Below are 25011 nucleotides of genomic sequence, written 5' to 3'. Positions count from 1 at the left end.
ATAGGAAAAAGCGAATCTAACGAACTATATCAATCTGAATGATTGATTTTTACAATCCAGTATTAAGAAAGTTAATTGAAAAGCCCGATTCAATCGGGCTTTTAGGGTTAGGTTCACGTGGATTGTTCACCTGTGTTTGGAAGCCTATTGCGTGCAAGAGCGGGAGGTCGCTTTAATCGCTTAAGGCCATTTGCGTTCGCTTAAGGCTATTTGCATCCGCGTAAGGCTATTCCACTGCCCGTAAAGCTTCATCAATATCAGCTGCACTATGACGGTGGCTTAACTGCCCATCGTCGCCCCATGTTTTATTGACAATTCGACCACGTTTCACCGCCGGTCGCGACTCAATCTCTTTTGCCCAACGTAAAAGGTGCTCGTATTCATGCACTTGCAAAAAGGTGGCCGCATCGTACAAGTTACCTAGCACTAAATTTCCGTACCATGGCCAAATTGCCATATCAGCAATGGAATATTCATCACCCGCCAAGTAACGATGGTTCGCTAAATGTTTATCCAACACATCAAGTTGACGTTTCGTTTCCATGGTAAAGCGATTAATCGGGTATTCCATTGGGTAAGGCGCATAGCTATAAAAGTGCCCAAATCCACCTCCTACAAAGGGGCCAGATCCAACTTGCCAAAACAGCCAATTATAACAGGCGACGCGTTGAGCAGGCGCCTTCGGAATAAAGGCATCAAACTTTTCTGCTAAGTAATGAAGAATAGAGCCCGACTCGAATAATTTAGTTTCAGGAGACGTGGTGGTATCGACCAGTGCAGGAATTTTAGAATTGGGGTTCACATCAACAAAGCCGGATGAAAACTGCTCCCCTTCCCCGATATTTATCAACCAAGCGTCGTATTCTGCTTCAACCTTACCCGCGGCAAGCAACTCTTCTAACATGATAGTGACTTTTTGACCGTTGGGGGTGGCTAGTGAGTAAAGTTGTAGCGGGTGCTCACCAACCGGGCGCTCTTTTTCATGAGTCGCCCCAGACACAGGGCGATTAATACTGGCCCACTTGTTACCGTCATCGGTATCTTGGGTCCACACCTTTGGTGGCGTGTAAGAATGTGCATTGCTCATAACAAACTCCTAAACATCGTTTTCATTGAATTGATAGCGAAGACATGGGATTAACATTGACTAAATACTAGCCTTAGCATAGTACGAATACGTTGAATAACGTGTATTTGGGGCAAACTGCGCACTGGTTAAATCGCACACGGTAAGTGATGAAAAAATAAAAGGCGAGCAGTCCATTGCCCGCAAACTGGGAGTACTGCCCGACAAGGTATCGGGCAGTCAATTACTTTTCTGAAATAGAAGAGAGGGCGTTTAGCAACATACTGGTGTTGTAATCGTTCACCTTGCTGTGATTATTCGCTTCAAAAAGAAAGTGTGAAAATGGTGAAATAAAAAGCTTGGTAAACATGGCGCATCTCCTTCGCAGATAAAACCTAACAGCAGAGGTTAGGTCACGTTTTAAGTCACTGACTGACTATACTGAAGCAAAGCCTAGGCCAAAATCAAATTAACAATATAAAACAATATCTTATAGAAAAACGGATGCTATAATCAGGGAGGAAGTGAGATATCCGTAGCCTGTAGGTAACACTTATTTACGCAGCATAGTAAAAACTACAAATAAATGTAAAAAGTGGTGGGCCACAATAGACACAAAAAAAGCAGCGTAAAGCTGCTTTTTCGAGGTTATGGGGAACGTAGGCTTAAATGCTAACCCGCTTGTAAGGGCGATACTCCGCTTTCCAAAAATTTCGTTCAATACTTTGCTTGAGCGCCTCATCTGAAAGCTCTAGTGCTAGCCCTTGTGCCATGGCTACTTTGGCCACTGCAAAAGCAATATCTCGACTAATTTGAGCAATGGCTTCCAGTGGCGGCAACAACGCGCCCTCCCCTGTATTAACCATAGGGGATGCATCGGCTAACGCATTACTTGCAGCCATTAACATTTCGTCGCTAATCAGCTTCGCTTTTGCTGCAACCACACCCAATCCAATGCCCGGGAAAATATACGCATTGTTGCATTGCGCTATGGCAAAAACTCTTCCTTTATATTCAACCGGCTTGAAAGGGCTACCTGTGGCAATAACTACCTCACCATCTGTCCATTCAATCACTTGCTCTGGTCGGGCTTCAACCTGACGGGATGGATTACTTAATGGGAATATGATGGGCAATTCACAATTTTGCTTCATAGCTCGAATCACTTGCTCGGTAAAGAGCCCAGGCTGACCCGAAACCCCGATAAGTACATCTGGTTTAGCACAGTTCATGACATCAAGCAGAGACGGGTAATCGCCGCTAAACGTCCAGTCCGCTAAATCTGACGAGCTCTGTTGAAGGCGCTGCTGAAAGTCTCTTAATCCCTCCATGCCTTCAGTTAACAAACCGAACCTATCCACCATGAACACTTGTTTGCGTGCCTGACTATCGCTAATACCTTCATACACCATTTGCTGTATTAGCATTTCCGCTATGCCACAGCCTGCTGAACCTGCGCCAACAAAGGCCACATTCATTTCACTCAGGCGCTGCTTCTTCATTCGGCACGCCGCCAAAATAGTACCAAGGGTTACGGCTGCAGTACCTTGTATGTCATCGTTGAAGCAGCACACTTTGTTACGATAGCGATTGAGTAGCGGCATTGCATTGGGCTGTGCAAAGTCTTCAAACTGAATCATGACATCTGGCCAACGACGTTTAACCGCGTTAATAAACATGTCAACGAATTCGTCGTAGTCTTCTTGCCCAATTCTTGGATGACGTGCGCCCATGTACATGGGATCATTCAAGAGCTTTTCATTATTTGTGCCCACGTCTAACATAACCGGCAGCGTATACGCTGGGCTGATGCCACCGCATGCGGTATACAAAGAAAGCTTTCCGATAGGGATGCCCATACCCCCAATACCCTGATCGCCAAGCCCGAGTATGCGTTCCCCATCGGTCACGACAATCACTTTCACCTTACGTTTTGTGGCATTTCGTACAATATCGTCGAGTTGGTGGCGCTCTTCCCACGACACAAACAAACCTCGCGAACTGCGATAGATATCAGAAAACTGCTCGCACGCGTCACCAACGGTAGGCGTATAGATAATTGGCATCATTTCATCTATATGCTTCTGAATAAGACGGTAAAACAAAGTTTCGTTATTATCTTGAATAGCCCGAAGATAAATATGTTTATTAAGGGTTTCATCAAAACTACTGTATTGCATGTAGGCGCGTTCCACTTGCTCCTCAATAGTTTCGTAACGAGGGGGAACCAAACCTGTTAGGTTGAAAGCCGCCCTTTCTCGGGCGGTAAACGCGCTGCCTTTATTAAGCAAAGGCGTTTCAAGTAGTGAAGGCCCCGAGTGGGGAATATAGAGATATCGCTGTGTATCTTCTGACATGGGTAATCCGACTGAGTATTTAGGCAATTTTGCCCGAGCCTCTAGCGCGTGTTTATCACACACGCTGTACTAAAATATTTCTTCCGGCTCAGGCCGAGTGACAGTGTTCTTTTCAGCAGGGTCAATAACCTCGTCATCTCTCACGTACGACTTGGGTTCAGTGCCTTGCAGAAAATATTCGAATAGTGTCGTATGGTCTGTCCTGCGGGTCAACTTCCCACTGGTACGATCAATCCGAATTCGCACAATTTTTTCCGGTACCGGCATTGGCGAATGCGGTTTATCCGCCAGGGCATACTGCATAAAGCGGATCCACGCTGGGCCGGCTGCTTTCGCCCCATCTTCGGTGCCAATTAATGCGTTACCTATCCAGTTAAACTTCTCAGGGTTGCGGTTGACTAAATTCTGATTACGGGTGGCTCTGCCCAGTTGACGGCCCATGTTATCGAAACCCACCCAGGCGGTTGCAACGATGTCTTTATGAAAGCCACTAAACCAAGTATCTCGAGAATCGTTAGTCGTACCGGTTTTTCCCGCAATATCCGTACGCTGCAAAATATTACGTGCACGCCATCCGGTGCCTAACCAGTAAGTTTTCTTGTTCCAGTTACCATTGGCTCGAACCGCTGTACGCATCATTTCCGCCACTAAAAAGGCATTTTGTGGCGTAATAACTTGAGGCGCAATGGGCTTATCCTCTTGCGGCCCTTCGGCCAAGGTCACATCTTGATTTAGCTGGGCTTCAAGAAGCGCTTCAATATCAGCTTCTTCGTTCTCATCCAACGTATTATCAGGCGCTACACCTTTAGTGCAGGCCTCACAAGCCCAAACAGGGTTTGCTTTCCACAGTTCGGTGCCATTTTCATCCAACACTTTGCTAATAAAGTGCGGGTTCACAAGGTAGCCACCATTTGCAATAACAGCCATCCCTCTCACCACTTCGAGCGGTGTATGCGAGCTCGAGCCCAAAGACACGGTTTCATCTAAAGGAATGTCATCGGCATCAAAACCAAATCGTGTTAGGTAATCAACGGTATTACGTAAACCCACGCCTCTGAGCAAGCGTACCGACACCACGTTTTTAGATTTACCCAGTGCTTTGCGCATGCGAATAGGGCCATCATATTCCGCGGGTGAATTTTGCGGTCGCCACGCCACTCCGGTGGCGGCGTTCCACTGATTGATAGGGGCATCATTAATAATACTAGCAAGGGTATAGCCACTGTCGATGGCTGCGGAATAAACAAAAGGCTTGATGTTTGAACCCACTTGCCGTTTTGCTTGTGTTGCTCGATTAAATTGACTTTGATAAAAGCTGTAGCCGCCCACAACTGCTTCAACCGCGCCATTTTTAGGGTTTAACGCAATAAAAGCACCACTGACTTCGGGTAACTGAGAAATTCGCCATTGGCCTTCTTGCTCACGAATATAAATAACGGCACCGGGCTGGGTGATATCTGCGGCGACTTCTGGTTCGTTACTTTGCCTAAAGTCTGTTATGTAGCGTCTTGCCCAATCTAACCCGGCCCATTCAATGGTACGGGTGTTGCCATTAACATCAAAAACAGTAATGGATTGCTCGCTCATTCCTGTCACCACAGCTGGCACTAAGGGCTTAATATAAGGCACTTCTCTTAGTACCCGTAAGAACCCGTCCTCTGTCCAGTCGCTTGGTGTCTGCTTATCGCTAATATCAAAACTTAAATTTAAAGTCGGTAGTGGATCATCACCTTCGTTAACCTCTGGCGCATTGAAGAGGTAACCTAGAGGCCCTTTATAACCGTGACGTTCATCGTAATCATGGAGGTTTCTTACTACCGCTTTTTGTGCAGCTAATTGCATATCTGATGTGGCAGTAGCGTACACCTGATACCCCCCCGTTTCAGCCTCTTCCTTGCCGTATATTTCCACCATCTCGTTATAAATAATGTCAGCAAGATAGGGCGCGTCTACTTCTATTTCTGCGCCATGCTTTTTTGCCGTTACCGGCATACTCGCAGCCTCTTCAAACTCTTGCTGTGTAATATAGTTTTCATCAAGCATACGTAACAGCACAACACGTCGACGCTCAACAGAACGTTCAGGGCCGCTAATAGGGTTCAGTACCGAAGGCGCTTTAGGCAAACCCGCAATAGTAGCAATTTGCGCTAACGTTAACTCTGTCAGCGGCTTGCCGTAATAGACCTGTGCGGCGGCACCAAATCCAAAAGAACGATGGCCTAGCTCTACTTTATTAAGGTACAGCTCTAATATTTCTTCTTTTGTAAGTACCTGCTCCATGTGCCAAGCGATAAAGATCTCTTTAACTTTACGGATGTAGGTTTTTTCTCTAGTTAAAAAGAACCCTCTCGCTAGCTGCATAGTCAGCGTACTTGCGCCCTGCTTTTTTTCTCCCGTTAGCAACAAACTCACCGCGGCTCGGGCGATACCTATAGGGTCTATTCCGTGGTGTTCGTAAAAACGGCTATCTTCAGTGGCCAAAATAGCGTGGATTAATTGTTCGGGCACTTCATCAAGTTTAACGGGGATCCGTCGTTTCACACCGTATTGGGAAATCAATTTTCCATCGTTGGTGTAAATTTGCATGGGGGTTTGGAGACGAACGTCCTTCAGTACAGTGACACTAGGTAGGTCTGGTTTGATATAAAAGTAGATACCCACAAGTGCAGCACAACCAAGTAGGCCAGAAAGAAAAACGAATAACAAAAGCGGTTTAATGAACTTCACTGTTTACGATTACCAAGGCATTTTTGTGGATATGACGTATATTTTCATACGTATGTGTTTTCTATAGAACCATACTTAGAAAAAAAATTAAGTAATATTGTACTTTAGAGCAACTACCTTTGAAACCGGACACTTGTTAATGAAATCACTGTTCAAGAAAAAGCTACCTCCCATCGTGGGTCTAGATATAGGTACGCGTCAAATAAAAGCAGTGTGGATAGAACAATCTAGTGACGGTTTCGTTTTACAAGGTTATGCCTGTGAGTCTATCAGTAAAACCGCATTTTCTGAACGTGATATTAAGGATTACGAAGCGGTTAGTTTAGCGTTGAAAAAAGTAAGAAGTAGCCTGAAAACTAAGTTGAAGCATGCGTGTGTGGCGGTAGCAGGTAGTTCTGTCATTAATAAAGTGGTGCATATGTCACCCGAACAGAACGACCATGAACTGGAAAGCCAAATTGAAATAGAGGCCGACAGCCTGATTCCTTATCCGATAGAAGAGGTTTATTTGGATTTCGAAGAGCTCGGCCCAAGCGAAGCATACGCTGGAAAAATCAATGTTCTGTTAACTGCAGCACATAAAGAGCTTGTGGACAGTCGTTTGCTATTAGCAAGAGAAGCGAACTTCGAACCCAAGGTCGTGGATGTCGAAAATTTCGCGCTTGGCAACGCAATTGACTATTTTTATACAAGTGGCGCGCAAGACCAACCCATTTGCTGTATAAATATTGGCGCGTCTTTACTGCAAGTGTGTGTTGTCCATCACGGCGAAGTGGTTTACAACAAAGAGCATGGATTCGGGCTCAACCAGCTAATTAACGACATTAGTGCCATTCATATGATTGAGAGAGACGACGTTGAAAGGCAACTCTTAGAAGGTACCCTTTCTGAACAGTGGAAAGACGACACTCTGCCCCTCTTTGCTGCCAACTTACAACAAAATATCAATCGCGCGTTGCAAATGTATATGTCAACGCTGCATGCTGAACGCCCCGCCAAACTGCTAATGACAGGTGGGGCAGCAACCATCACTCCCCTTATTGATATTCTGCAACAAGATTTGGCACTGGACATTGAAGCCTTCAACCCTTTTTCAACCATGAAAATCAGTGACAAATTAGATGCAGCGCGCTTGACTCGTATTGCCCCCCAACTCGCCATTGCCGCTGGCCTAGCAAGCCGGAGTTTTACTACATGGCATATGTAAACTTACTCCCTTGGCGTGAGAAGCAACGCCAATATCAGAAGCAGCAATATCTGGCGGGGCTGGTCGCTACCGCAGCTATCGTTGGGCTTGTGTTTTGGTTTATAGGGCAAGCCATCGACCAAGCGGTTAGCCACCAAAACACGCGAAATCAGTACTTACAGCGAGAAATATCCCTGCTTGACGCGCAAATTGCTGAAATTCAAAAAATAAAAGAAAGCAAAAACGCCATCGAGCAACGTATGGTGCTCATCGAGCAACTGCAAGCCAGCCGAAATGTATCACCTATTGTTTTTGATGAATTAGCGCGACTGGTTCCCGCTGGTGTGTCATTTCGTGTAATGCAGCGCACCGGGAATCATATAAAAATTGAAGGCACCAGTGACTCGAACAACCATTTGTCAGATTTTATGAGAAGACTAGAAATGTCTTCCGTGTTTATCAATCCAGAACTCTCTTCTATTAAAGCTGACTCTGCCACATCAAGAGCCATCAATCACTTCACCCTGACGTTTATGATAAGTCCCACTGTCGCACCACCCAAAGTGGCCATCAATGAAGGACAGAAATAATGGCGTTTGATTTTAGTAAATTAAAAGAGCTCAACGAACTAGAATTTGATCAGGTGGCCATCTGGCCAAAAGAAATTCGAATTGTTGTTGGCTTGTTTGTGGCCCTATTGGTAGCCACCCTCTGCTATTTTTTAATTGTCAGTCCAAAACTTCCCATATTGGATGCGGCAGAATTAAAAGAAGAGCAACTGAAATTGCAATTTGAAGCTAAGTATCGCATCGCAGTGAATTTATCAGCGTACAAGGCGCAACTGGCGCGAATAGAAAAAGACTTCTCATCGATGCTAAAAAGTTTGCCCACCAACAATGAAACTCCGGGTCTGCTTGATGATATTACGTTTGCGGGCACCACGTCAGGACTGACCTTTGAGTTGCTAAACTGGCAAAAAGAAGTGCCCAAAGAGTTTTACACTGAACTTCCCATAGAAATGGAAGTTTCTGGTGGCTATCACAACTTTGGTGAATTTGTTTCCAAAGTGGCTGATTTGCCTCGTATTGTCACCCTTCACGACTTTTCAATGACCCAAACATCATCGGGTTTAAGCCTACAACTACAAGCCAAAACGTATCGCTCTGAAAATAGCTCGCCTAATCGTGGAGTGACGCCATGAACCTACAAAAGTATGCGTTGGTAGTGTGTATTTTGCTGGGTGGGTGCTCACCTCAGCTTGACGACCTCAAAGCCTATACTGCGCAGGTAAAAGCGTCAGCCGTTGTGCACATTGAACCCTATCCAGAGTTTAAGTCGCACCCGTCGTTTAGTTACGACGCGCACTCCCTTCGCAGCCCCTTTGTACGCCCAAAAGATAAAACCGCGCCTACACTAAAGGTTCCACAAGGCAGTTGTTTGCAGCCTGATTTTTCGCGCTCTAAACAAGCACTAGAAGCTTATGGGTTAGATGCATTGAGCTTTTCCGGGCAATTTTCCGCTAACGGCGTAGATTGGGCGCTGATACAAAGCAATGACGGTGTTTTACACAAAGCCCAACGGGGCAGCCGAATTGGATTATTTTACGGCACATTAAAGCACATTAATAAAACGACACTAATAATAGAGCAGTTACTGCCAGATGGAGCCGGCTGCTGGCAGAAAAAAGAAGCGACATTGACCTTAGCGTCAATGGCAGGAGAACAATAATGGCTGAGCGTTATATTTTTAATAAATCCTTAAACCGTCGAAAAAATCCATGGTACTGGCTGGCTATTGTGGCTTTTACTCTGTGTCTATTTTCTCTTTTCAGTGGCCTAACTCTGGCGGCACAGCAGCGCCTCCTTGATCCGCAACAACGCCTTGATTTATCGTCGCAGGGTCGAGTGACACAGATAGATTTTACTCGCGATGCCGACAGTACCGGGGTTATCTTGGTATCTCTCTCTGAATCATCAACTTCTGCGCAATTAATTGAGTCGCAGGGCAAAGTAACCGTCACCCTTGCCAATACTCAATTAGATGACGATCAATTAGTGGAACTTAACGTGGTTGAGTTTGCTACGCCGGTGACTGCCATAGAGACGTTTCAAGACGGTGAAAATACCCGTATCGAAATTCGCTACCAAGGTGCCGTTTTGGCACGTCATACGGTAAATGACGGATTATTGCGTGTGGAAGTGCAGCCTATGTCGCAGGCGCAACAAGACCTACTAGAAAACGAAGCCAAATATACCGGCAAGCCTATCTCATTAGACTTCCAAGATGTCCCCGTACGCCAAGTGCTTCAAATAATAGCTCAGGTCAATAACTTCAATTTAGTGACCACTGACACGGTAAATGGAAACGTCACTATTAGTCTATCAGGCGTGCCTTGGGATCAAGCGCTAGATATGATCCTTCGTGTAAGAGGCTTAGATAAACGCCTAGAAGGAAACATTTTACTGATTGCCCCTACCGAAGAATTAATGGCCAGAGAAACGCAAGCGCTGCAATCTAAAAAGCAAGTCTCTGATTTAGCGCCCTTGCACACGGTCAACATCTCGGTTAACTACGCTAAAGCGGCTTCCCTCGCCAGCATATTGAAATCTCCCGAAGGCGGGATTTTATCTGACCGAGGCGCGGTTACTGTAGATGAAAGAACCAATACGCTATTAATTCGCGATACCCTATTATCCATTGATCAAGCACGGAAGATGATTGATGCTCTTGATATCCCAGTGAAACAAGTGCTCATAGAAAGCCGTATGGTCACTGTACTTGATAATGTCGACGAGCAACTCGGTGTTAGATGGGGGTTCAGTGATAGACAAGACGACAATGGCGTTTCAGGTAGTTTAGAAGGGGCGGACACCATTGCGAGCGGTGTGGTGCCGAGTATTGATGATAGACTCAACGTCAATTTACCTGTTTCGGGAGCGGCAGGTACCATCGGCTTTCAAATAGCCAGCTTAATTGATGGCACTATTTTGGATTTAGAGTTATCTGCATTGGAATCTGAGAACAAAGGCGAAATTATCGCTAGCCCACGAATTACTGTGGCCAATCAGCAGGAAGCGTACATTGAACAAGGTACTGAAATTCCCTATGTTCAAGCCACATCGAGTGGTGCCACCTCAGTAGAGTTCAAAAAAGCCGTGTTATCACTCAAAGTTACGCCGCATATCACCCCGGACAACCGTATTATTTTAGATTTAGTAGTCACCCAAGATACCCGCGGTGAAACCGTCTCTACCTCCACCGGCGAAGCAGTCGCCATTGATACGCAAGAGATCAAAACTCAAGTGCTGGTAGAGAATGGTGAGACCATCGTTTTAGGGGGTATATTTCAGCAAACCAGCTCAGATGGCGTGACGAAAGTGCCTGTTTTTGGCGATTTGCCTCTGGTCGGCGCATTATTTCGCAATACTTCTGTCCTTCAAGAAAAACGAGAATTACTTATTTTCGTGACACCGAAAATTGTCATGGAAAGACCGTAACAAATTGAAAATCATAGAAATAAACAACATTCTACGGCAACTTCCTCACGGCTAATTTGCGAACTCAGCGGGTGTTTTTCCCATATTAGGGCTAATAGTTTTCAACAATACTTGCAACCCCTTGCGAGAAACTGAGATAATCGCGCTCTCGAAATTTAAGCGAGGTTTAAGGAGTGGTGCTTATTGGACACTAAATAGGCACGAGTCAATGGGTAGGCTGGTAAGGCAACAGTGCACTGCCCCTAACATGATTAAGTTGTGATATAAGCAAATATGGCTGAAAAACGTAATATCTTTTTGGTTGGGCCTATGGGCGCTGGTAAAAGCACCATTGGTAGACACCTAGCAGACGAACTTCACCTAGACTTTTATGATTCCGATCAGGAAATAGAGCGCCGTACTGGGGCTGATATTGCCTGGATTTTTGATCTAGAAGGTGAAGACGGGTTCCGCAAACGTGAAGAAACCGTTATCAATGACCTAACCGATAAGCAAGGTATTGTGCTTGCTACTGGTGGTGGCTCGATTGTAACGAAAGCCGTGCGCAATCGCTTGTCTGCTCGTGGTATTGTGGTTTACCTTCAAACGACTATCGACAAACAAGTTGCTCGTACACAGCGTGATAAGCGTCGTCCATTACTGCAAAATAACGATCCTGAACAAGTACTTCGCGATCTTGCAGACCTTCGTAACCCTTTGTACGAAGAAGTAGCAGATTATGTCGTGGATACCGATGACCAATCCGCTCGCGCTGTTGCGAACCAAATCATCAGTAAAATTGGTCTTTAATTAGCTAACAAAAATATTTTTAGGAGGTGCTGCGCCCATGTCAACCTTAACTGTGGAACTTGGAGAACGTAGCTATCCTATACATATTGAGGCTGGGTTGTTATCGCAATCCGGCCTTTTTGCGTCGTACATCAAAGGGCCTTTAGCCGTCATCGTCACAAACGAAACGGTTGCGCCTCTCTATTTAGAAAAAGCCAAACGCGCTTGCGGTGACGTTCGGGTTGAAACCATCGTGCTTCCTGATGGCGAACAGCACAAAAACCTCGCTCAGTTTGAAGTGGTCATGACGCGATTACTAGAACTCAACGCTGCCCGCGACACCACGCTTATAGCCCTTGGCGGCGGTGTTATAGGGGATCTTTGCGGTTTTGTGGCAGCGACCTATCAACGCGGCGTGCCTTTCATCCAAGTTCCCACCACCTTGCTATCCCAGGTCGACTCCTCTGTAGGCGGGAAAACCGCGGTCAATCACCCGTTAGGCAAAAACATGATTGGCGCCTTTTATCAGCCGGTGTTTGTGGCAATTGACACAGACTCTTTAACGACCTTACCCGAGCGAGAGTTTGCCGCCGGCATGGCTGAGGTGATTAAATACGGAATTATTTACGATGCCCCATTCTTTGCATGGTTAGAAACGCACATCGACGCATTAAAAGCGCTAGACACCCATGTATTAAGCGACACCATTAAACGTTGCTGCGAGATAAAAGCAGAAGTGGTAGCCAAAGATGAAAAAGAAGGTGGGCTGCGCGCAATTCTAAACTTAGGTCACACTTTTGGTCACGCCATTGAAGCTGAACAGGGCTATGGCAACTGGCTTCATGGCGAAGCGGTAGCAGCTGGTACTATCCTTGCTTGTTTAGCTGCTGAGCAGTTAGGTTGGTTTACATCGTCAGAAACCCGTCGCGTACGTACCTTGATGAGTGCATTTTCGTTACCTGTTGAAGGGCCATCCAGTATGGGCATGGACGACTATGTTAAGCACATGAAACGGGATAAGAAAGTAGAGGCGGGAAATATTCGCTTTGTACTTCCTAAAGGCATGGGCACTGCCATAGTCACAAAAGACGTGACCAACGACATACTGGCCAACATTCTCTAATTCAAGCCTAGCGCTTGAATTAGCGCACTTTTTCTAAGGTTAGCACTTGGCTAACGAACAACGGGGCTTTACGACATGCAAAGTGAACTGCATGAACGTCTTGAATATCTGGTTAACTATTCATCACAACTGATTTTTATCAGTGGTGATTCTATTGCTGAACAGCAGAAAACCTTAGAAGCCTTCGTTTTTCAACAACACGACGATACAGAAATTGCCTACCTCACCGCCGACGCAGACATGGACATTTCTGACTATCGTCGCCAACTGTGCCGTCAACTACTCGGCCAGGTGGTTGGAAGCTTTGTTCGTCCATTGAATGAATTGCTTTCGTCACTCAATGATTTCGACGGCCCCATATTGATTGCCATTACACAAGCACAGCACATCCCTGACAAATTGCTGCAAGAGCTATGGGACCTGGTCTTGCAAAGCCGCTTTGCGGGCAACAAACAGCATTTGAATGTTCTGCTATTTGCCCAAACCCAGTGGGCAGAAAAAGCAAAGCAATGGCTACCCGCCAAAAACACCCAAACACCCTTGTTAATTAGCAGCCAATCCATTTCGTTAGAAAAACCCGCGTCTGAACTCGATCAAATGATGGCTGAGCGACGAGCGGCCTTTCAAGCGCATTTAGATAAACGCAAGATCCCCTTGGCCGCAGCAACCAAAATTCCTCTGTCATCCCCTTGGCTATATATTGCGTTGGGCATTGTTTTTTTACTCACTTTTGGCGGGCTAGTGGCCTGGCAATATGGCGGTGCAATTTCCTCTTTGTTTGAGCCCATCGAAACCACGTCGTCGCCTGAAGCTCCTATGGTGGCTCCCGGTTCCGCTTATGATAAATTAGCCCCCCTTGCGAATGATGAGCTCGATGAAGTCAATCCCCAAGCATCGGAAACCACAGACGGTTCACCTTCACAGCCGGCATCACCGTTAATTACTGACTGGCAGCAAGCGCTTGGCAACCTAAATGCTCAAACTGAAAGCTCAACCACAGAAATAAAAGGTGACGAGCAAGTTACCTCGGATACGCAAGAAAACCCAGCCTCTGCGGCTAGCGCTCCAAAGACGCCAAAGGTTACCTCTTTTGAAGAACCATCAGACATTGTCGCTGGCGACAATGATAATAGCGCTACCCATAGCGCTCAGTACCCGTCGATAGCCCAATGGCTTAAGCCCGAACACTACGTGGTACAAATGATGGGAATGGCTGACAAAGCGGCCATAGAAAACTTTATTGACGCGCACCAACTTACTGACATTACCCATGTCTACACCACACAACGCTACGGTGGCAACTGGTATGTGATGATTTTTAATCGGCCATTGAATAGCCTTGCTGAAGCCAGAGAATCCATGAGAAACCTGCCTGATTACCCTACCAAAAGTGACGCCTTCATTAAGGGTGGCGCACAAGTGCTAGAAGAAGTTGCTAAAAGCACTCAAGGTAGCAATACGCCATAATTGCACTCGATGTCATCGACTTTAGAACCCGCCTTAGATAAAAGAAAACCCCTCTCGAACGCTATTCTAGGTTGTCCCTAGTAGCGCGGGAAGATACAATCTATGTTTAGCGTGGCACTGCCAGATTTGGCGCCATTCCTCAGAAATTCGCCAATCTAGGCATGAAACGGAGAGACCTTTCGTCGATTTCCGTGCAGGTAGTAACGTTTTAGCATGATGCAGAAGAAAAACCGGGCATTTTTAAAGTGGGCCGGTGGCAAGTACAGCCTGGTAGAGCATATTCAGGCCAGGTTACCGCAAGCTAACAAACTCATTGAACCGTTTGTGGGCGCGGGATCCGTGTTTCTAAATACGCAATTTTCGCGCTATTTGCTAAATGACATCAACCCAGATCTCATCAACCTGTACAATTTATTAAAAGCGCAGCCTGACGCGTTAATTAACGACATAAGCACGTTTTTCTCTCCCCGTTACAACGAAGAGGCCATGTATTACAGCTTGCGTGAAGAATTCAACGCCACTCAAGACGAATATTACCGCGCTATTTTGTTTGTTTATTTGAACCGACATGGTTATAACGGCTTGTGTCGCTACAGTCTTGCTGGCAAGTTTAATGTTCCCTTCGGGCGATATAAAAAACCTTATTTTCCCGAACACGAGATGTTTTTCTTTGCAGAAAAATCTCAAAAGGCCACGTTTACCTGCCTGCCTTTCGAAAAAGTATTTAGCCGTGCCCGCAAAGGAAATGTTATTTATTGCGACCCTCCTTATGCGCCTATTAGTAAAACGGCCGCTTTTACCAGCTATGCCGCACGAAGTTTTGGGCAGCCATCGCAAGAAAAATTAGCTGAACTGGCGTTGCAAACATCGAAAAAGCGTGGCATTCCCGTACTTATTTCAAACCACGACTTACCTTTTACTCGCCACCTCTATAAAGGGGCAGACTTCAGTATGTTGTCGGTAAAGCGCTCAATCAGTCAAAACGGTGCTACCCGTAAGCCGGTAGATGAAATACTCGCATTTTTCCCGCCAAGCGCAATGAAAACCGGCGGTAACCCCGTAGGAAAAGTAAAATCAAAAAATGCGATAAAAGTGATGGGACATCACAAAAAAGAACAAAGCGTTAAGCCGTAACCGAGTCAAGCTTGGGATACGTGTGCTAATAAAAAACTAGCCGCTAAAAACAAGGGAATCTAGGCGCCAACCAGCCACTTAACCAAGGCAAGTAAACCTACAACAAAAAGCGCAACGAGTATTACGCCTATCACAACAAAATGAATGAACCGCCCCTGAGAGAAGTCTCGTTGGTAGTTCGCACTACTCTGTACACCGAATAAACTCGCAAGTACACTGACAAACGTATTCACATACCCTGTAGATGACTTGGTCAGGTTCGCCATTTAGTTGTCGCTAGACGAGGAAGAGAAGTCGCCAGCACCATCATCATTATGAAGAAGTTCTAGCAAATCCAAAAAATGAAATTGAAAAGAGGGAGATTTACCCGCTACCCAAGAGAACCAACTGACTTCTGTAACGCCTTCTCTAGCCCGGGCGCATTGGTTTTGAATGTGACTAGCAGGCAACTTGGGGTTAAATTCGGTAACAGGCTGAAATTCACACACAGAAGCATTGACGCTGCCGCGAGGCGACAAGGCGACACTTAATAAAGCAACCACGCCACATAGTGCGAAAAAAGGGATAACTTTCATCCTGAAATCTCTAAACCCGTTTAAAATTTAATCTTATTATAACCAAAGAAACATGAGTAACAAGTAAAAAATGCCTAAGGTGACGTTCACCTTAGGCATTTTACTCAACGTTAATGGTTAAAGGTAATAAAACCCTTACAGTTCGAAGTCTACTGCGTAACCCACGGTAAACTTGATTGAATCGTTGTCGTAAGCATCAGCACCAGAGTCATCTAAGTCTGTACCTGTAATCGCGAAGCTGAAACCGTCTTTCGATAGTGATACACCGTAATCTACATAGCCATCTGGTACACCGTTGAAGTCTTCAGCGAAATCACCTTGATGGTAACCAGCGTGAATACCCACTTCTGCACCATTAAGCACTGGGAAGCCATAATCTACAGAGATGTAAGACGCTTGACCGAAACCATAGTCACGCCCTTCGCCTTCATCAGCTTCTGTGTGTGCAAGCAATGAAAGTGTGACGCTTAAGCCGCCAAAGCCGACTGAGCCATAGACTTCCGCGAAATCGAACTCTGCTTCAGCATCGTAGTTATAGTATAGGTAACCCACGTCATAGCTGATATCGCCAGACTCACCTGAGAAACCAAAATAGAGGTCGTGCTCGTAAGAGTAAACATCGTCGGCACCATAGTTTACGTTTGATACCCAAGTACCTGCGTAAAAGCCGCTTTCGTTTGCGTAGTCGATACCGCCTTGAACCGCTGCATCGTTTGTTGTTTGTGTAAGACCACGCCAGATATAGTTGCTTGTTACACTTGCGTTAGCCGTAATTTCTGCATACGAAGGTGCAGCAGCCGTTAAGCCTGCTGTTGTTAATGCTACTGCGATTAAGGCTTTTTTGAATGACCCTTTCATGTGTGTTCTCCAGTCTATTTAAACTTGTTGTTGACGTTTTTCTGTCTTGTTTTTCTTATATTTAGCTAGAGAAGAGCAAATCTGATGCCCATTTATGGCGCTTAGACCAGTTTGTTAAAAATAATGTTAAACAATTGAATTTACGGCATTATTATTATCGGTCAATTAGAGACTTCGGAAATAAGACGCAAAATGAGTGCATAAAAATGCACCATAAATGAGCGCACTCACCATCTTAGGGCAGACTTTCTCTGTGCCACAAAGTAAACCTAGAGCTGTAGGAATGATGCGTGGCAAAACAAAGGAAAGGAATAAAAGCCTCTCGTTTACTTTTTTCACTGCAGGTAATTGGGTAAACTCCCCATTCTTGTTACATCGTCGTGTGCACCATGCACTAAGGAATAAGAATGAAACCCTATTGGATAGCGCCTTCTATTTTATCTGCTGACTTTGCTCGCTTGGGCGAAGAGGTAGAAAATGTGCTTAACGCTGGTGCAGATGTTGTGCACTTTGATGTAATGGATAACCACTATGTGCCAAACCTCACTTTTGGCCCTATGATTTGTGAAGCACTACGTAACTACGGCATTAAAGCCCCTATCGATGTTCACCTTATGGTAAAACCCGTTGATGATCTTATTAGCAAATTTGCTGATGCCGGGGCCAGTTTTATTAGCTTCCATCCAGAAGCTTCAGAACATATAGACCGTTCTTTACAACTTATTTTAGATGCTGGGTGTCAACCTGGGTTAGTCTTTAACCCCGCTACCCCCCTTCATTATTTAGATCACGTCATGGATAAACTGCATCACATTCTCATTATGTCTGTGAATCCGGGGTTTGGTGGGCAAGCATTTATTCCCAGTACCCTAGACAAAGTGAGAGCCGTTAAGCAGCGAATTAACGAAAGTGGCAGAGACATTCGAATAGAAATTGACGGTGGCGTAAAAGTCGATAACATTCGTGCCATAGCTGAAGCGGGTGCAGATATGTTTGTGGCAGGCTCTGCCATTTTTTCCCAACCCGATTATCGCCGCGTGATTGATGACATGCGCGCAGAATTATCTTGCCTTAATAAGGCCTAATTTTTTACAGGTAAATGTTATGAGTAATAAACCCGTTGTATTGAGTGGCTGTCAGCCTTCTGGACAATTAACCCTGGGCAATTACATGGGTGCACTTAAACAGTGGGTTTCCATGCAAGACGACCATGAATGCCTTTACATGCTCGTTGATTTACACGCGATTACAGTAAGACAAGATCCTAAGCAGTTATACGATGCGTGTTTAGATGGCCTCGCGCTTTACCTCGCTTGTGGTATCGACCCACAGAAAAGTACCCTGTTTGTCCAATCTCACGTGCCCGAGCATGCACAGTTGTCATGGGTATTAAATTGCTACGCGCAAATGGGCGAACTTAACCGCATGACGCAGTTTAAAGATAAATCAGCCAAAAACGAAAATAACATTAATGTGGGGCTATACAGCTACCCCGTATTGCAAGCCGCAGATATCTTAATATACCAAGCGAACAAGGTGCCTGTGGGTGAAGACCAAAAACAGCATTTAGAACTCACCCGGGACATCGCCACGCGCATGAATAACCTTTATGGCGACGTGTTTACCTTGCCTGAGCCTTACATCCCAGAATTTGGTGCGCGCATCATGAGCCTTCAAGAGCCAGAGCGTAAAATGTCTAAGTCGGACAATAATCCCAATAACTTTATTGGTTTGCTTGAAGATCCTAAGAAAATCACCAAGAAGATTAAACGTGCGGTGACTGACTCAGATGAACACGCTAACATTTACTTTGATCCAAAAGAAAAAGCCGGTGTTTCAAACCTATTAACCTTGCTCTCTCTATCGACGGGTAAATCTATCGATAGTTTGGTGCCAGAGTACGAAGATAAAATGTATGGGCACTTAAAAGGCGATGTTGCTGAGGCGGTGGTTTCTCTTATTACCCCAATTCAAGAAGCTTATGCCGATTTACGAAACAACCGCGATTACCTAAACGAGGTGATGCGAAGTGGCGCTGAGAAAGCATCTGCCCGTGCAGAAAATACCTTAAAGCGGGTTTACGAAGCAGTAGGCTTTATTCCTAAACCTTAATACGCTGATTCATAAAGCTCGTTGTAGGCTAGACGCTCTTGTTGCTTTTAATAGATAACTTCGATTCATTTACACATAACCTAGCCAGGTACTTTCGAGAACTTGGCATTGACGTCAAGGTTGAGCGCAACAATGCCCTCAACCTTGCTGATATAGAAGCCTTATCGCCTAGCCATATTGTTATCTCTCCTGGCCCCTGTACGCCCAACGAATCTGGAATTAGCTTAGATGTGATTGCACACTTTCAGGGGCGTACGCCTATTTTAGGGGTGTGTTTGGGGCATCAAGCGATTGGCCAGGTGTTTGGCGCAACGGTCACGGGGGCGAAGGAAATTAAGCATGGCAAGGTGTCTCGCTTATATCACAGGCAAACGGGGTTATTTAAAGGCCTGCCAGGCGATTTCTCTGTCACCCGCTACCACTCATTGGTCTTAGCCCCCGGGACATTCCCTGATTGTTTATCGGTAGATGCGTGGTGCTTAACGGAAGATGGTGAACGAGAAATTATGGCCTTATCCCATAAGACGCTGCCAATCTGGGGGGTACAATATCACCCAGAGTCCTTATTAACCGAATATGGTCACGCCGTGCTAAAGCACTTTCTTGAGGCCACCTAGGTGTATTCGTATTAGCTGAACATACCCTGGTGTCATTTCCGATAAATTAATGCATTAAGTTGTGCGCTATCCTGCCGATAAAAAATTACGCGCTAAATTCGCATTTCCGGTTGTTTTTGTTTACTTTTTATAGATATCAGTGTTGATATCGAAACCAGTGCATTAACCGCCTATTTTCGTGAACCTATAATGAGACAAAGGTGAGTTGAATGTACGTCAACCGTGCACAGACGCATGAGCAACATCGAAGCAGGAGCTTTTTCAATATGACGATGCCGTCAGCGCCGATTTCCGTCGAGGAACGGTTCGAGAACCTTCTCATTTCTCCAGAGCGCGCAATAAAACTGCTGGGTAAACGGATGCCCGGCGAAATTAGTTTTGAACAATCAGAACAGGGCGACGCGCGGCGCCAACTTTTACATGTTGAAAAGGTTGCTATCGAAAACAAGCGCTTACAGGCGTTGTCTGAAGCATCTTATATTGATAGCGTGAGCCACTACTTACACGAGGTAGTGCTTAGCGAATTAACCGAGCAGCTAAGTTTTCCGGATGAATTATTTTCGAATGTGCTTAATTTAGGTGACGACACAGGCACCTTGTTAGATGCGCTTTCTGTTCGAGCGGCTTCCATCTCGAAATTAGAGCCCTTAGCAGCCAGCCAACCTTGGCTTTACGACGAGCTTATTCAAGTGGTGAATACACCACAATTTAGACGTCGCGATTCAAAAGGGCGCACCATTGTGGTTGAAACCCTTCGTACCGCATTAAGTTTTCTCGGTATCGAAAACCTTCGGCTTCTTATTCCCTCGCTAGTGGTTAAGCGAGCCATGCCGCAAATTACCGATCCCTTTCCTTGTATTAAATTGAAATTGACGCAATACAGTCAGGGAACAGCAGTCACTGCAAAACATATCGCCCCCTTATACAAAGTGCGCGCCCATGATGCCTTTGCCTTCGGCATGCTAAGCCAACTCGGCCGCTGCGCTATCATACGTTTGTATTTCAAGTTGTTCGACAAGGTGCACCTACATCTACTGCAAGAAAGCCAAAGAGACAAAGAACGCCAGCGCCATGAAGCATTATTAAAAATAGCGCCCTCAGCAAACTATCTCATTGCTTTACAGGAAGAGTTCGCTGACAAAGTCGCTGCTGATATGCTTGAGCACATGATGCTGAAACGTTTGTTTTTAGGTAACGCTATGCGCAACTGTGCTGATAATTTACCCGCAGAACAGGGCAGCCTGCACAATATACTGGAACAAGCACGTACCTATACAAAGGTGAGAATGCTCCATTCCACTAAGCTCGTTAGTATTGCCGATGTAAAACCGGTATTTAAGGCGCAGAATTACCCAGAGCGCGCGCTGGAAAAACTAAAATCTGTTGATATTTTCACCCTTCCGATGTCAAAAGAAGAAGAATTTAGTTAAATTTTATTGGATATTCATGCATCTGAGCAGCAAACTTTTAACCCTGACTAGATGCATGCCGCCCTCTTTTCTCCCTTATTATCCCCTCGCATAACGGCGTGTTCACCGGCGGTACCAAGCTATTCCTAAAGAGTATGGTTTAGCATTAAATAGTTATTCACTTTTCCTGCAAAATAAGCCACAGTCCTTATAAATAAAGGGCTGCAGCCCTTTTCAAACAAGACATTTGGTACAATAAATGTCATACTAACCCGCAATTCCGATTATTTTTTGCGCCTTTTCCTACTCTTGACTAAAGGCGCCTAATGCAGAGGTAACACAGATGAAAGTAACTCGCGCAACGTTTGATGATGTGATGGTGCCCAATTATAACCCCGCTGGTATGGTGCCTGTTCGCGGTGAAGGCTCTCGCGTCTGGGATCAGGATGGTGCGGAGTATATCGACTTTGCAGGCGGCATTGCAGTCAACGTGCTAGGCCACTGTCATCCAGAACTGGTGAGTGCACTTAAGGAACAAGGTGAAAAACTTTGGCACCTAAGCAACGTATTCACCAACGAGCCGTCACTTCGTTTAGCCAGCAAATTGGTTAACGCCACGTTTGCCGATAAGGTGTATTTCGCCAACTCTGGCGCAGAAGCCAATGAAGCTGCCTTGAAACTGGCTCGCCGTTGGGCACTCGATAAACATGGTGAAAATAAAAACCAGATTATCGCATTTAACAAAGGCTTCCACGGACGCACATTCTTTACTGTTACCGTAGGTGGACAAGCCGCCTACTCTGATGGATTTGGTCCTAAGCCCGGTGCTGTAGATCATTGCGACTATAATGATTTGGCCGCTTTTGAAGCATTAATTTCAGACGATACCTGCGCTGTAATGATGGAACCGCTACAAGGTGAAGGGGGCATTATATTACCCGATGCCGACTTCGTTAAAGGCGTACGTGCACTATGTGACAAACATAACGCGTTGCTCATTTTTGATGAAGTGCAATCGGGCGTTGGCCGTACGGGGCACTTATACGCATACATGGGGTTAGGCGTGACGCCGGATATTCTAACCACAGCCAAATCCCTTGGTGGCGGCTTCCCTATTGGTGCCATGTTAACCACCACTGACATCGCCGCGCACCTGAAAGCAGGCACCCATGGCAGTACCTATGGCGGAAACCCTTTGGCATGTGCTGTAGCAGAGCGCGCATTAGACATTGTTAATCAGCCAGAAGTACTTGAAGGCGTAGTGAAAAAAGAGGCGCTGTTTAGAGAATATATTAGTGCGATTAACGAAAAATACGCTGTTTTTGAGGAAGTTCGAGGTCAAGGTATGTTATTGGGCTGCGCGCTTAATGAGAAATATCAAGGCCGAGCACGCGACTTCATGATGGCCGCCACTCAGGAGCACCTCATGTGTTTAGTGGCAGGTGCTAACGTCATCCGTTTCGCGCCTTCTCTTGTTATCCCAGATGAAGATATCAAAGAAGGTTTAGCGCGCTTCGAGCGTGCAGTAGCAGCGGTTGTAAACGCTGAATAACGCCATCACTAGCGAGCAAGCGAACATGAATGTCATTCGCCCAATCAAACAAACCGACTACCAGGCTCTCCACGATATCGCGGTAGAGTCGGGTATCGGCTTTACCTCGCTCCCAGTGAACGAGGAACTGTTACAACGCAAAATTACCAGAGCAGAGCACGCATTTAATAAAAAAAGTGTTACTGCACCTGGTGACGAATCGTACCTTTTTGTTATGGAAGACAGCGCCACTCAAGAAGTGGTTGGCACTACCGGCATTGAAGCCGCTGTGGGTATTGAGGACGCGTTTTACCATTATCATTTAAGTAAAGTGGTGCACGCTTCGCGGGAATTGAATATCCACAATACCGTGGAAATTCTTACTTTCTGTAACGACTACACTGGCGTTACAGAAATTTGCACACTGTTTTTACGGGAAAAAGCGCGCGGCGGGATTAATGGGCGATTTTTATCTAAAGTTCGCTTTCTGTTTATGATGGAACACAGAACAAGATTTTCTGAAACCGTCATTGCTGAAATGCGAGGCGTCAGCGATGAAAAAGGGCGTTCTCCCTTTTGGGAATGGCTAGAAACCCATTTTTTCTCCATGGATTTTCCCACCGCAGACTACTTAACTGGTATCGGAAATAAGGTATTTATTGCTGAGCTTATGCCGAAATACCCGATATACGTCAATCTGTTGAGCAAAGAAGCGCAGGCAGTTATTGGTCAAGTACATACCAAAACCCGCCCGGCATTGCAGTTATTGGAAGAAGAAGGCTTTAGCTGTAGAGGCTATGTGGACATTTTCGATGCAGGCCCAACGGTAGAAGCTAATTTAAGCCACATTAGAACGGCCCAATCAAGCCTTAAGTTGCCCATAGTGATTGATGACGCCACGGCGGCACAAGGGCAAACCCACTATATTATAAACACCTCTGTTGCTGATTTTCGCGCGGTTGCCACCGAAATGGCCGTAAGCGAAGAACAGCAAGTGGCAGTATTGACCCGCCAGGCCGCGGCAGCGCTTAATGTAAGCGAAGGCGAGTATATTCGCTTTGCCCCAGTAAAATTCAGAGACTAATCAAAGGACACCCTCATGCTTCACACACATTTTATTAATGGCGAATGGGTAGCCGGTGAAGGTCACGAACTTTCATCTATAGACCCAGCAAAAAACGTCTCGATTTGGCAGGGTAAATCCGCCACATCAGCGCAAATTGATGCAGCGATTAACGCAGCTCGCAATGCGTTACCTCAGTGGAGCATGATGTCGGTAGAAGCCCGCCTTACCATTATTAAAGCTTATGGTGAAAAACTCGCCGAAAACAAAGAATACCTCGCAAAAGTGATGGCACAAGAAACCGGTAAGCCTGAATGGGAAACTGCCACAGAAGTAGGCGCCATGATGGGTAAAATTGGTATTTCCGAGAAGGCTTATTTTGAGCGTACTGGAAATGTTGAGAACCCCATGCCTGTAGGTAAAGCCTTTATTCGCCATAAACCCCACGGCGTTGTGGCAGTATTCGGTCCATACAACTTCCCTGGGCATCTTCCTAATGGCCACATAGTACCGGCATTAATTGCAGGCAACACCGTGGTGTTTAAGCCTAGCGATCTCACACCTATGGTGGCACAAGAGATGGTTAAGTTATGGGCGGCAGCTAACCTGCCTGCTGGCGTTTTGAATTTGGTTCAGGGTGAAGTTGAGACTGGCAAGGCTTTGGCCTCTCACAATGACATAGATGGATTGTTCTTTACGGGGAGTTCACGTACAGGAAAAATACTGCACGAGCAATTTGCTGGGCACCCCGGCAAAATTCTCGCCCTCGAAATGGGAGGGAACAATCCACTCATCGTTAAGGGTGTTGCCGATACAGATGCGGCAGTTCATGACATCGTGCAGTCTGCTTTTATTACCTCAGGTCAGCGCTGTACCTGTGCACGACGATTGTTTATCCCTGCGGGGCAGCAAGGTGACGCATTGTTAGCCCGCCTTATTGATGTTACCAAAAACATTAAAATGGGTGACTATGATGCTCAAGAGCAACCTTTCATGGGTGCCATGATTTCGGCGAATGCAGCAAAAGGCATGGTAAATGCCCAGTCTCAATTGGTTGGCCTTGGCGCCAACGTGCTGCTAGAGCTTACTCAGCCAGATGAAGAAAAAGGCTTTGCTACCCCAGGCATTATTGATGTCACAGATATATTGGCGTCATTACCGGATGAAGAGCATTTTGGCCCGCTGCTAAAAGTGATTCGCTATACCGACTTTGATGACGCTATTCGCGAAGCAAATAATACCAGCTTTGGCTTATCAGCAGGTTTGCTTGCTGACAGTGAAGAAGATTACCACTATTTCTTTGCTCGAATTCGAGCAGGAATTGTCAATTGGAATCGCCCTATTACCGGCGCCAGCAGTGCCGCACCTTTCGGCGGCGTGGGAGACAGCGGCAATCATCGTGCTAGCGCTTTCTATGCAGCAGACTACTGTGCTTACCCTGTGGCGTCTGTTGAATTAGATAAAGTGACGTTACCCGGCAAACTTAGCCCAGGTTTATCTTTGTAAACGGAGAAGGAGAAG

General features: G+C 45.8%; 23 protein-coding genes. 16 read left to right on the top strand and 7 right to left on the bottom strand.

The genetic code is table 11. The annotated features are described in order from the left end of the window. Nucleotides 1-226: 226 nt before the first annotated feature. From yghU to EP13_RS02235, 4 genes are all read right to left on the bottom strand, one after another. Nucleotides 227-1087, bottom strand: coding sequence for a glutathione-dependent disulfide-bond oxidoreductase (gene yghU, locus EP13_RS02245; RefSeq protein WP_044055791.1), 861 nt, complete (start codon nucleotides 1085-1087; stop codon nucleotides 227-229). A 223-nt stretch (nucleotides 1088-1310) separates the two neighbouring features. Next, nucleotides 1311-1436: a hypothetical protein gene (locus tag EP13_RS19355; protein WP_269746480.1), complete on the bottom strand. Its 126-nt coding sequence runs from the start codon at nucleotides 1434-1436 to the stop codon at nucleotides 1311-1313. A 295-nt stretch (nucleotides 1437-1731) separates the two neighbouring features. Further along, entirely contained in the window at nucleotides 1732-3423 is a 1692-nt protein-coding gene (locus EP13_RS02240; RefSeq protein ID WP_044055790.1) for an NAD-dependent malic enzyme, read from the bottom strand. Between the two features lie 69 nt (nucleotides 3424-3492). After that, nucleotides 3493-6150 carry a penicillin-binding protein 1A gene (locus EP13_RS02235; protein ID WP_044055789.1) on the bottom strand — a complete coding sequence of 886 codons (2658 nt, stop codon included), beginning with the start codon at nucleotides 6148-6150 and terminating at the stop codon, nucleotides 3493-3495. A gap of 139 nt (nucleotides 6151-6289) precedes the next feature. Here EP13_RS02235 and pilM point away from each other — a divergent pair, with 139 nt between their 5' ends. From pilM to EP13_RS02190, 9 genes are all read left to right on the top strand, one after another. After that, nucleotides 6290-7357, top strand: a complete 1068-nt coding sequence (gene pilM / locus EP13_RS02230; protein WP_044055788.1) for a type IV pilus assembly protein PilM — start codon at nucleotides 6290-6292, stop codon at nucleotides 7355-7357. Beyond that, entirely contained in the window at nucleotides 7345-7926 is a 582-nt protein-coding gene (locus EP13_RS02225) for a PilN domain-containing protein (RefSeq protein WP_044055786.1), read from the top strand. The genes pilM and EP13_RS02225 overlap by 13 nt, the downstream gene beginning before the upstream one ends. After that, nucleotides 7926-8537, top strand: a complete 612-nt coding sequence (locus tag EP13_RS02220; protein WP_044055785.1) for a type IV pilus inner membrane component PilO — start codon at nucleotides 7926-7928, stop codon at nucleotides 8535-8537. Before EP13_RS02225 ends, EP13_RS02220 begins: the two co-directional genes overlap by 1 nt. Continuing rightward, nucleotides 8534-9064 carry a pilus assembly protein PilP gene (locus EP13_RS02215; RefSeq protein WP_044055784.1) on the top strand — a complete coding sequence of 177 codons (531 nt, stop codon included), beginning with the start codon at nucleotides 8534-8536 and terminating at the stop codon, nucleotides 9062-9064. The genes EP13_RS02220 and EP13_RS02215 overlap by 4 nt, the downstream gene beginning before the upstream one ends. Continuing rightward, nucleotides 9064-10833, top strand: coding sequence for a type IV pilus secretin PilQ (locus EP13_RS02210; protein ID WP_044055781.1), 1770 nt, complete (start codon nucleotides 9064-9066; stop codon nucleotides 10831-10833). The genes EP13_RS02215 and EP13_RS02210 overlap by 1 nt, the downstream gene beginning before the upstream one ends. 273 nt (nucleotides 10834-11106) lie before the next feature. After that, the gene (aroK, locus tag EP13_RS02205) at nucleotides 11107-11622 is read left to right on the top strand and encodes a shikimate kinase AroK (RefSeq protein ID WP_044055780.1); all 516 of its coding nucleotides are present in this window, start codon (nucleotides 11107-11109) and stop codon (nucleotides 11620-11622) included. 37 nt (nucleotides 11623-11659) lie between these two features. Next, complete coding sequence (aroB, locus tag EP13_RS02200; RefSeq protein ID WP_044055779.1) at nucleotides 11660-12724, top strand: 3-dehydroquinate synthase; 1065 nt, start codon at nucleotides 11660-11662, stop codon at nucleotides 12722-12724. A 75-nt stretch (nucleotides 12725-12799) separates the two neighbouring features. Continuing rightward, nucleotides 12800-14191, top strand: coding sequence for an SPOR domain-containing protein (locus EP13_RS02195; RefSeq protein WP_044055778.1), 1392 nt, complete (start codon nucleotides 12800-12802; stop codon nucleotides 14189-14191). A 213-nt stretch (nucleotides 14192-14404) separates the two neighbouring features. After that, on the top strand, nucleotides 14405-15325 hold the full coding sequence (locus EP13_RS02190) for a Dam family site-specific DNA-(adenine-N6)-methyltransferase (RefSeq protein WP_081869417.1): 921 nt from the start codon (nucleotides 14405-14407) through the stop codon (nucleotides 15323-15325). 59 nt (nucleotides 15326-15384) lie between these two features. On the opposite strand, the gene EP13_RS02185 is transcribed toward EP13_RS02190, so the two are convergent. The 3 genes from EP13_RS02185 to EP13_RS02175 all read right to left on the bottom strand — a co-directional run bounded on the left by EP13_RS02185 (nucleotide 15385) and on the right by EP13_RS02175 (nucleotide 16758). Further along, a complete protein-coding gene (locus tag EP13_RS02185; protein ID WP_044055777.1) occupies nucleotides 15385-15591 on the bottom strand; it encodes a DUF2970 domain-containing protein in 207 nt (68 codons plus the stop codon). After that, on the bottom strand, nucleotides 15592-15900 hold the full coding sequence (locus tag EP13_RS02180) for a hypothetical protein (protein WP_044055776.1): 309 nt from the start codon (nucleotides 15898-15900) through the stop codon (nucleotides 15592-15594). 135 nt (nucleotides 15901-16035) lie between these two features. Beyond that, nucleotides 16036-16758 carry a TorF family putative porin gene (locus tag EP13_RS02175; protein WP_044055775.1) on the bottom strand — a complete coding sequence of 241 codons (723 nt, stop codon included), beginning with the start codon at nucleotides 16756-16758 and terminating at the stop codon, nucleotides 16036-16038. A gap of 407 nt (nucleotides 16759-17165) precedes the next feature. Here EP13_RS02175 and rpe point away from each other — a divergent pair, with 407 nt between their 5' ends. The 7 genes from rpe to astD all read left to right on the top strand — a co-directional run bounded on the left by rpe (nucleotide 17166) and on the right by astD (nucleotide 24996). Beyond that, a complete protein-coding gene (gene rpe, locus EP13_RS02170) occupies nucleotides 17166-17843 on the top strand; it encodes a ribulose-phosphate 3-epimerase (RefSeq protein ID WP_044055774.1) in 678 nt (225 codons plus the stop codon). Between the two features lie 19 nt (nucleotides 17844-17862). After that, complete coding sequence (gene trpS / locus EP13_RS02165; protein ID WP_044055773.1) at nucleotides 17863-18870, top strand: tryptophan--tRNA ligase; 1008 nt, start codon at nucleotides 17863-17865, stop codon at nucleotides 18868-18870. Nucleotides 18871-18908: 38 nt separating this feature from the next. After that, nucleotides 18909-19487 carry an anthranilate synthase component II gene (locus tag EP13_RS02160; protein WP_044055772.1) on the top strand — a complete coding sequence of 193 codons (579 nt, stop codon included), beginning with the start codon at nucleotides 18909-18911 and terminating at the stop codon, nucleotides 19485-19487. Between the two features lie 266 nt (nucleotides 19488-19753). Beyond that, on the top strand, nucleotides 19754-20917 hold the full coding sequence (locus EP13_RS02155) for an HDOD domain-containing protein (RefSeq protein WP_044055771.1): 1164 nt from the start codon (nucleotides 19754-19756) through the stop codon (nucleotides 20915-20917). 322 nt (nucleotides 20918-21239) lie between these two features. Further along, nucleotides 21240-22448, top strand: coding sequence for an aspartate aminotransferase family protein (locus tag EP13_RS02150; RefSeq protein ID WP_044055770.1), 1209 nt, complete (start codon nucleotides 21240-21242; stop codon nucleotides 22446-22448). A 25-nt stretch (nucleotides 22449-22473) separates the two neighbouring features. Beyond that, nucleotides 22474-23511 carry an arginine N-succinyltransferase gene (gene astA / locus EP13_RS02145; RefSeq protein WP_044055769.1) on the top strand — a complete coding sequence of 346 codons (1038 nt, stop codon included), beginning with the start codon at nucleotides 22474-22476 and terminating at the stop codon, nucleotides 23509-23511. A gap of 15 nt (nucleotides 23512-23526) precedes the next feature. Next, nucleotides 23527-24996 carry a succinylglutamate-semialdehyde dehydrogenase gene (gene astD, locus EP13_RS02140; RefSeq protein WP_044055768.1) on the top strand — a complete coding sequence of 490 codons (1470 nt, stop codon included), beginning with the start codon at nucleotides 23527-23529 and terminating at the stop codon, nucleotides 24994-24996. The last annotated feature ends 15 nt before the right edge of the window (nucleotides 24997-25011 follow it).

The organism is Alteromonas australica (assembly GCF_000730385.1).
Classification (GTDB): Bacteria; Pseudomonadota; Gammaproteobacteria; order Enterobacterales; family Alteromonadaceae; genus Alteromonas; species Alteromonas australica.
Note: the sequence above shows the minus strand (reverse complement) of the source record. Positions and strands in the feature narration are given on the sequence as shown.

Excerpts from the sequence above, each read along its gene's own strand:
- trpS (WP_044055773.1), top strand. The coding sequence starts at position 17,863 with ATGAGTAATAAACCCGTTGTATTGAGTGGCTGTCAGCCTTCTGGACAA.
- aroB (WP_044055779.1), top strand. The coding sequence starts at position 11,660 with ATGTCAACCTTAACTGTGGAACTTGGAGAACGTAGCTATCCTATACAT.
- yghU (WP_044055791.1), bottom strand. The coding sequence starts at position 1,087 with ATGAGCAATGCACATTCTTACACGCCACCAAAGGTGTGGACCCAAGAT.
- EP13_RS02225 (WP_044055786.1), top strand. The coding sequence starts at position 7,345 with ATGGCATATGTAAACTTACTCCCTTGGCGTGAGAAGCAACGCCAATAT.
- astA (WP_044055769.1), top strand. The coding sequence starts at position 22,474 with ATGAATGTCATTCGCCCAATCAAACAAACCGACTACCAGGCTCTCCAC.
- EP13_RS02240 (WP_044055790.1), bottom strand. The coding sequence starts at position 3,423 with ATGTCAGAAGATACACAGCGATATCTCTATATTCCCCACTCGGGGCCT.
- astD (WP_044055768.1), top strand. The coding sequence starts at position 23,527 with ATGCTTCACACACATTTTATTAATGGCGAATGGGTAGCCGGTGAAGGT.
- EP13_RS19355 (WP_269746480.1), bottom strand. The coding sequence starts at position 1,436 with ATGTTTACCAAGCTTTTTATTTCACCATTTTCACACTTTCTTTTTGAA.
- EP13_RS02190 (WP_081869417.1), top strand. The coding sequence starts at position 14,405 with ATGATGCAGAAGAAAAACCGGGCATTTTTAAAGTGGGCCGGTGGCAAG.
- EP13_RS02215 (WP_044055784.1), top strand. The coding sequence starts at position 8,534 with ATGAACCTACAAAAGTATGCGTTGGTAGTGTGTATTTTGCTGGGTGGG.
- EP13_RS02155 (WP_044055771.1), top strand. The coding sequence starts at position 19,754 with ATGACGATGCCGTCAGCGCCGATTTCCGTCGAGGAACGGTTCGAGAAC.
- rpe (WP_044055774.1), top strand. The coding sequence starts at position 17,166 with ATGAAACCCTATTGGATAGCGCCTTCTATTTTATCTGCTGACTTTGCT.
- EP13_RS02185 (WP_044055777.1), bottom strand. The coding sequence starts at position 15,591 with ATGGCGAACCTGACCAAGTCATCTACAGGGTATGTGAATACGTTTGTC.
- EP13_RS02195 (WP_044055778.1), top strand. The coding sequence starts at position 12,800 with ATGCAAAGTGAACTGCATGAACGTCTTGAATATCTGGTTAACTATTCA.
- EP13_RS02220 (WP_044055785.1), top strand. The coding sequence starts at position 7,926 with ATGGCGTTTGATTTTAGTAAATTAAAAGAGCTCAACGAACTAGAATTT.
- EP13_RS02180 (WP_044055776.1), bottom strand. The coding sequence starts at position 15,900 with ATGAAAGTTATCCCTTTTTTCGCACTATGTGGCGTGGTTGCTTTATTA.
- pilM (WP_044055788.1), top strand. The coding sequence starts at position 6,290 with ATGAAATCACTGTTCAAGAAAAAGCTACCTCCCATCGTGGGTCTAGAT.
- EP13_RS02210 (WP_044055781.1), top strand. The coding sequence starts at position 9,064 with ATGGCTGAGCGTTATATTTTTAATAAATCCTTAAACCGTCGAAAAAAT.
- EP13_RS02175 (WP_044055775.1), bottom strand. The coding sequence starts at position 16,758 with ATGAAAGGGTCATTCAAAAAAGCCTTAATCGCAGTAGCATTAACAACA.
- EP13_RS02150 (WP_044055770.1), top strand. The coding sequence starts at position 21,240 with ATGAAAGTAACTCGCGCAACGTTTGATGATGTGATGGTGCCCAATTAT.
- aroK (WP_044055780.1), top strand. The coding sequence starts at position 11,107 with ATGGCTGAAAAACGTAATATCTTTTTGGTTGGGCCTATGGGCGCTGGT.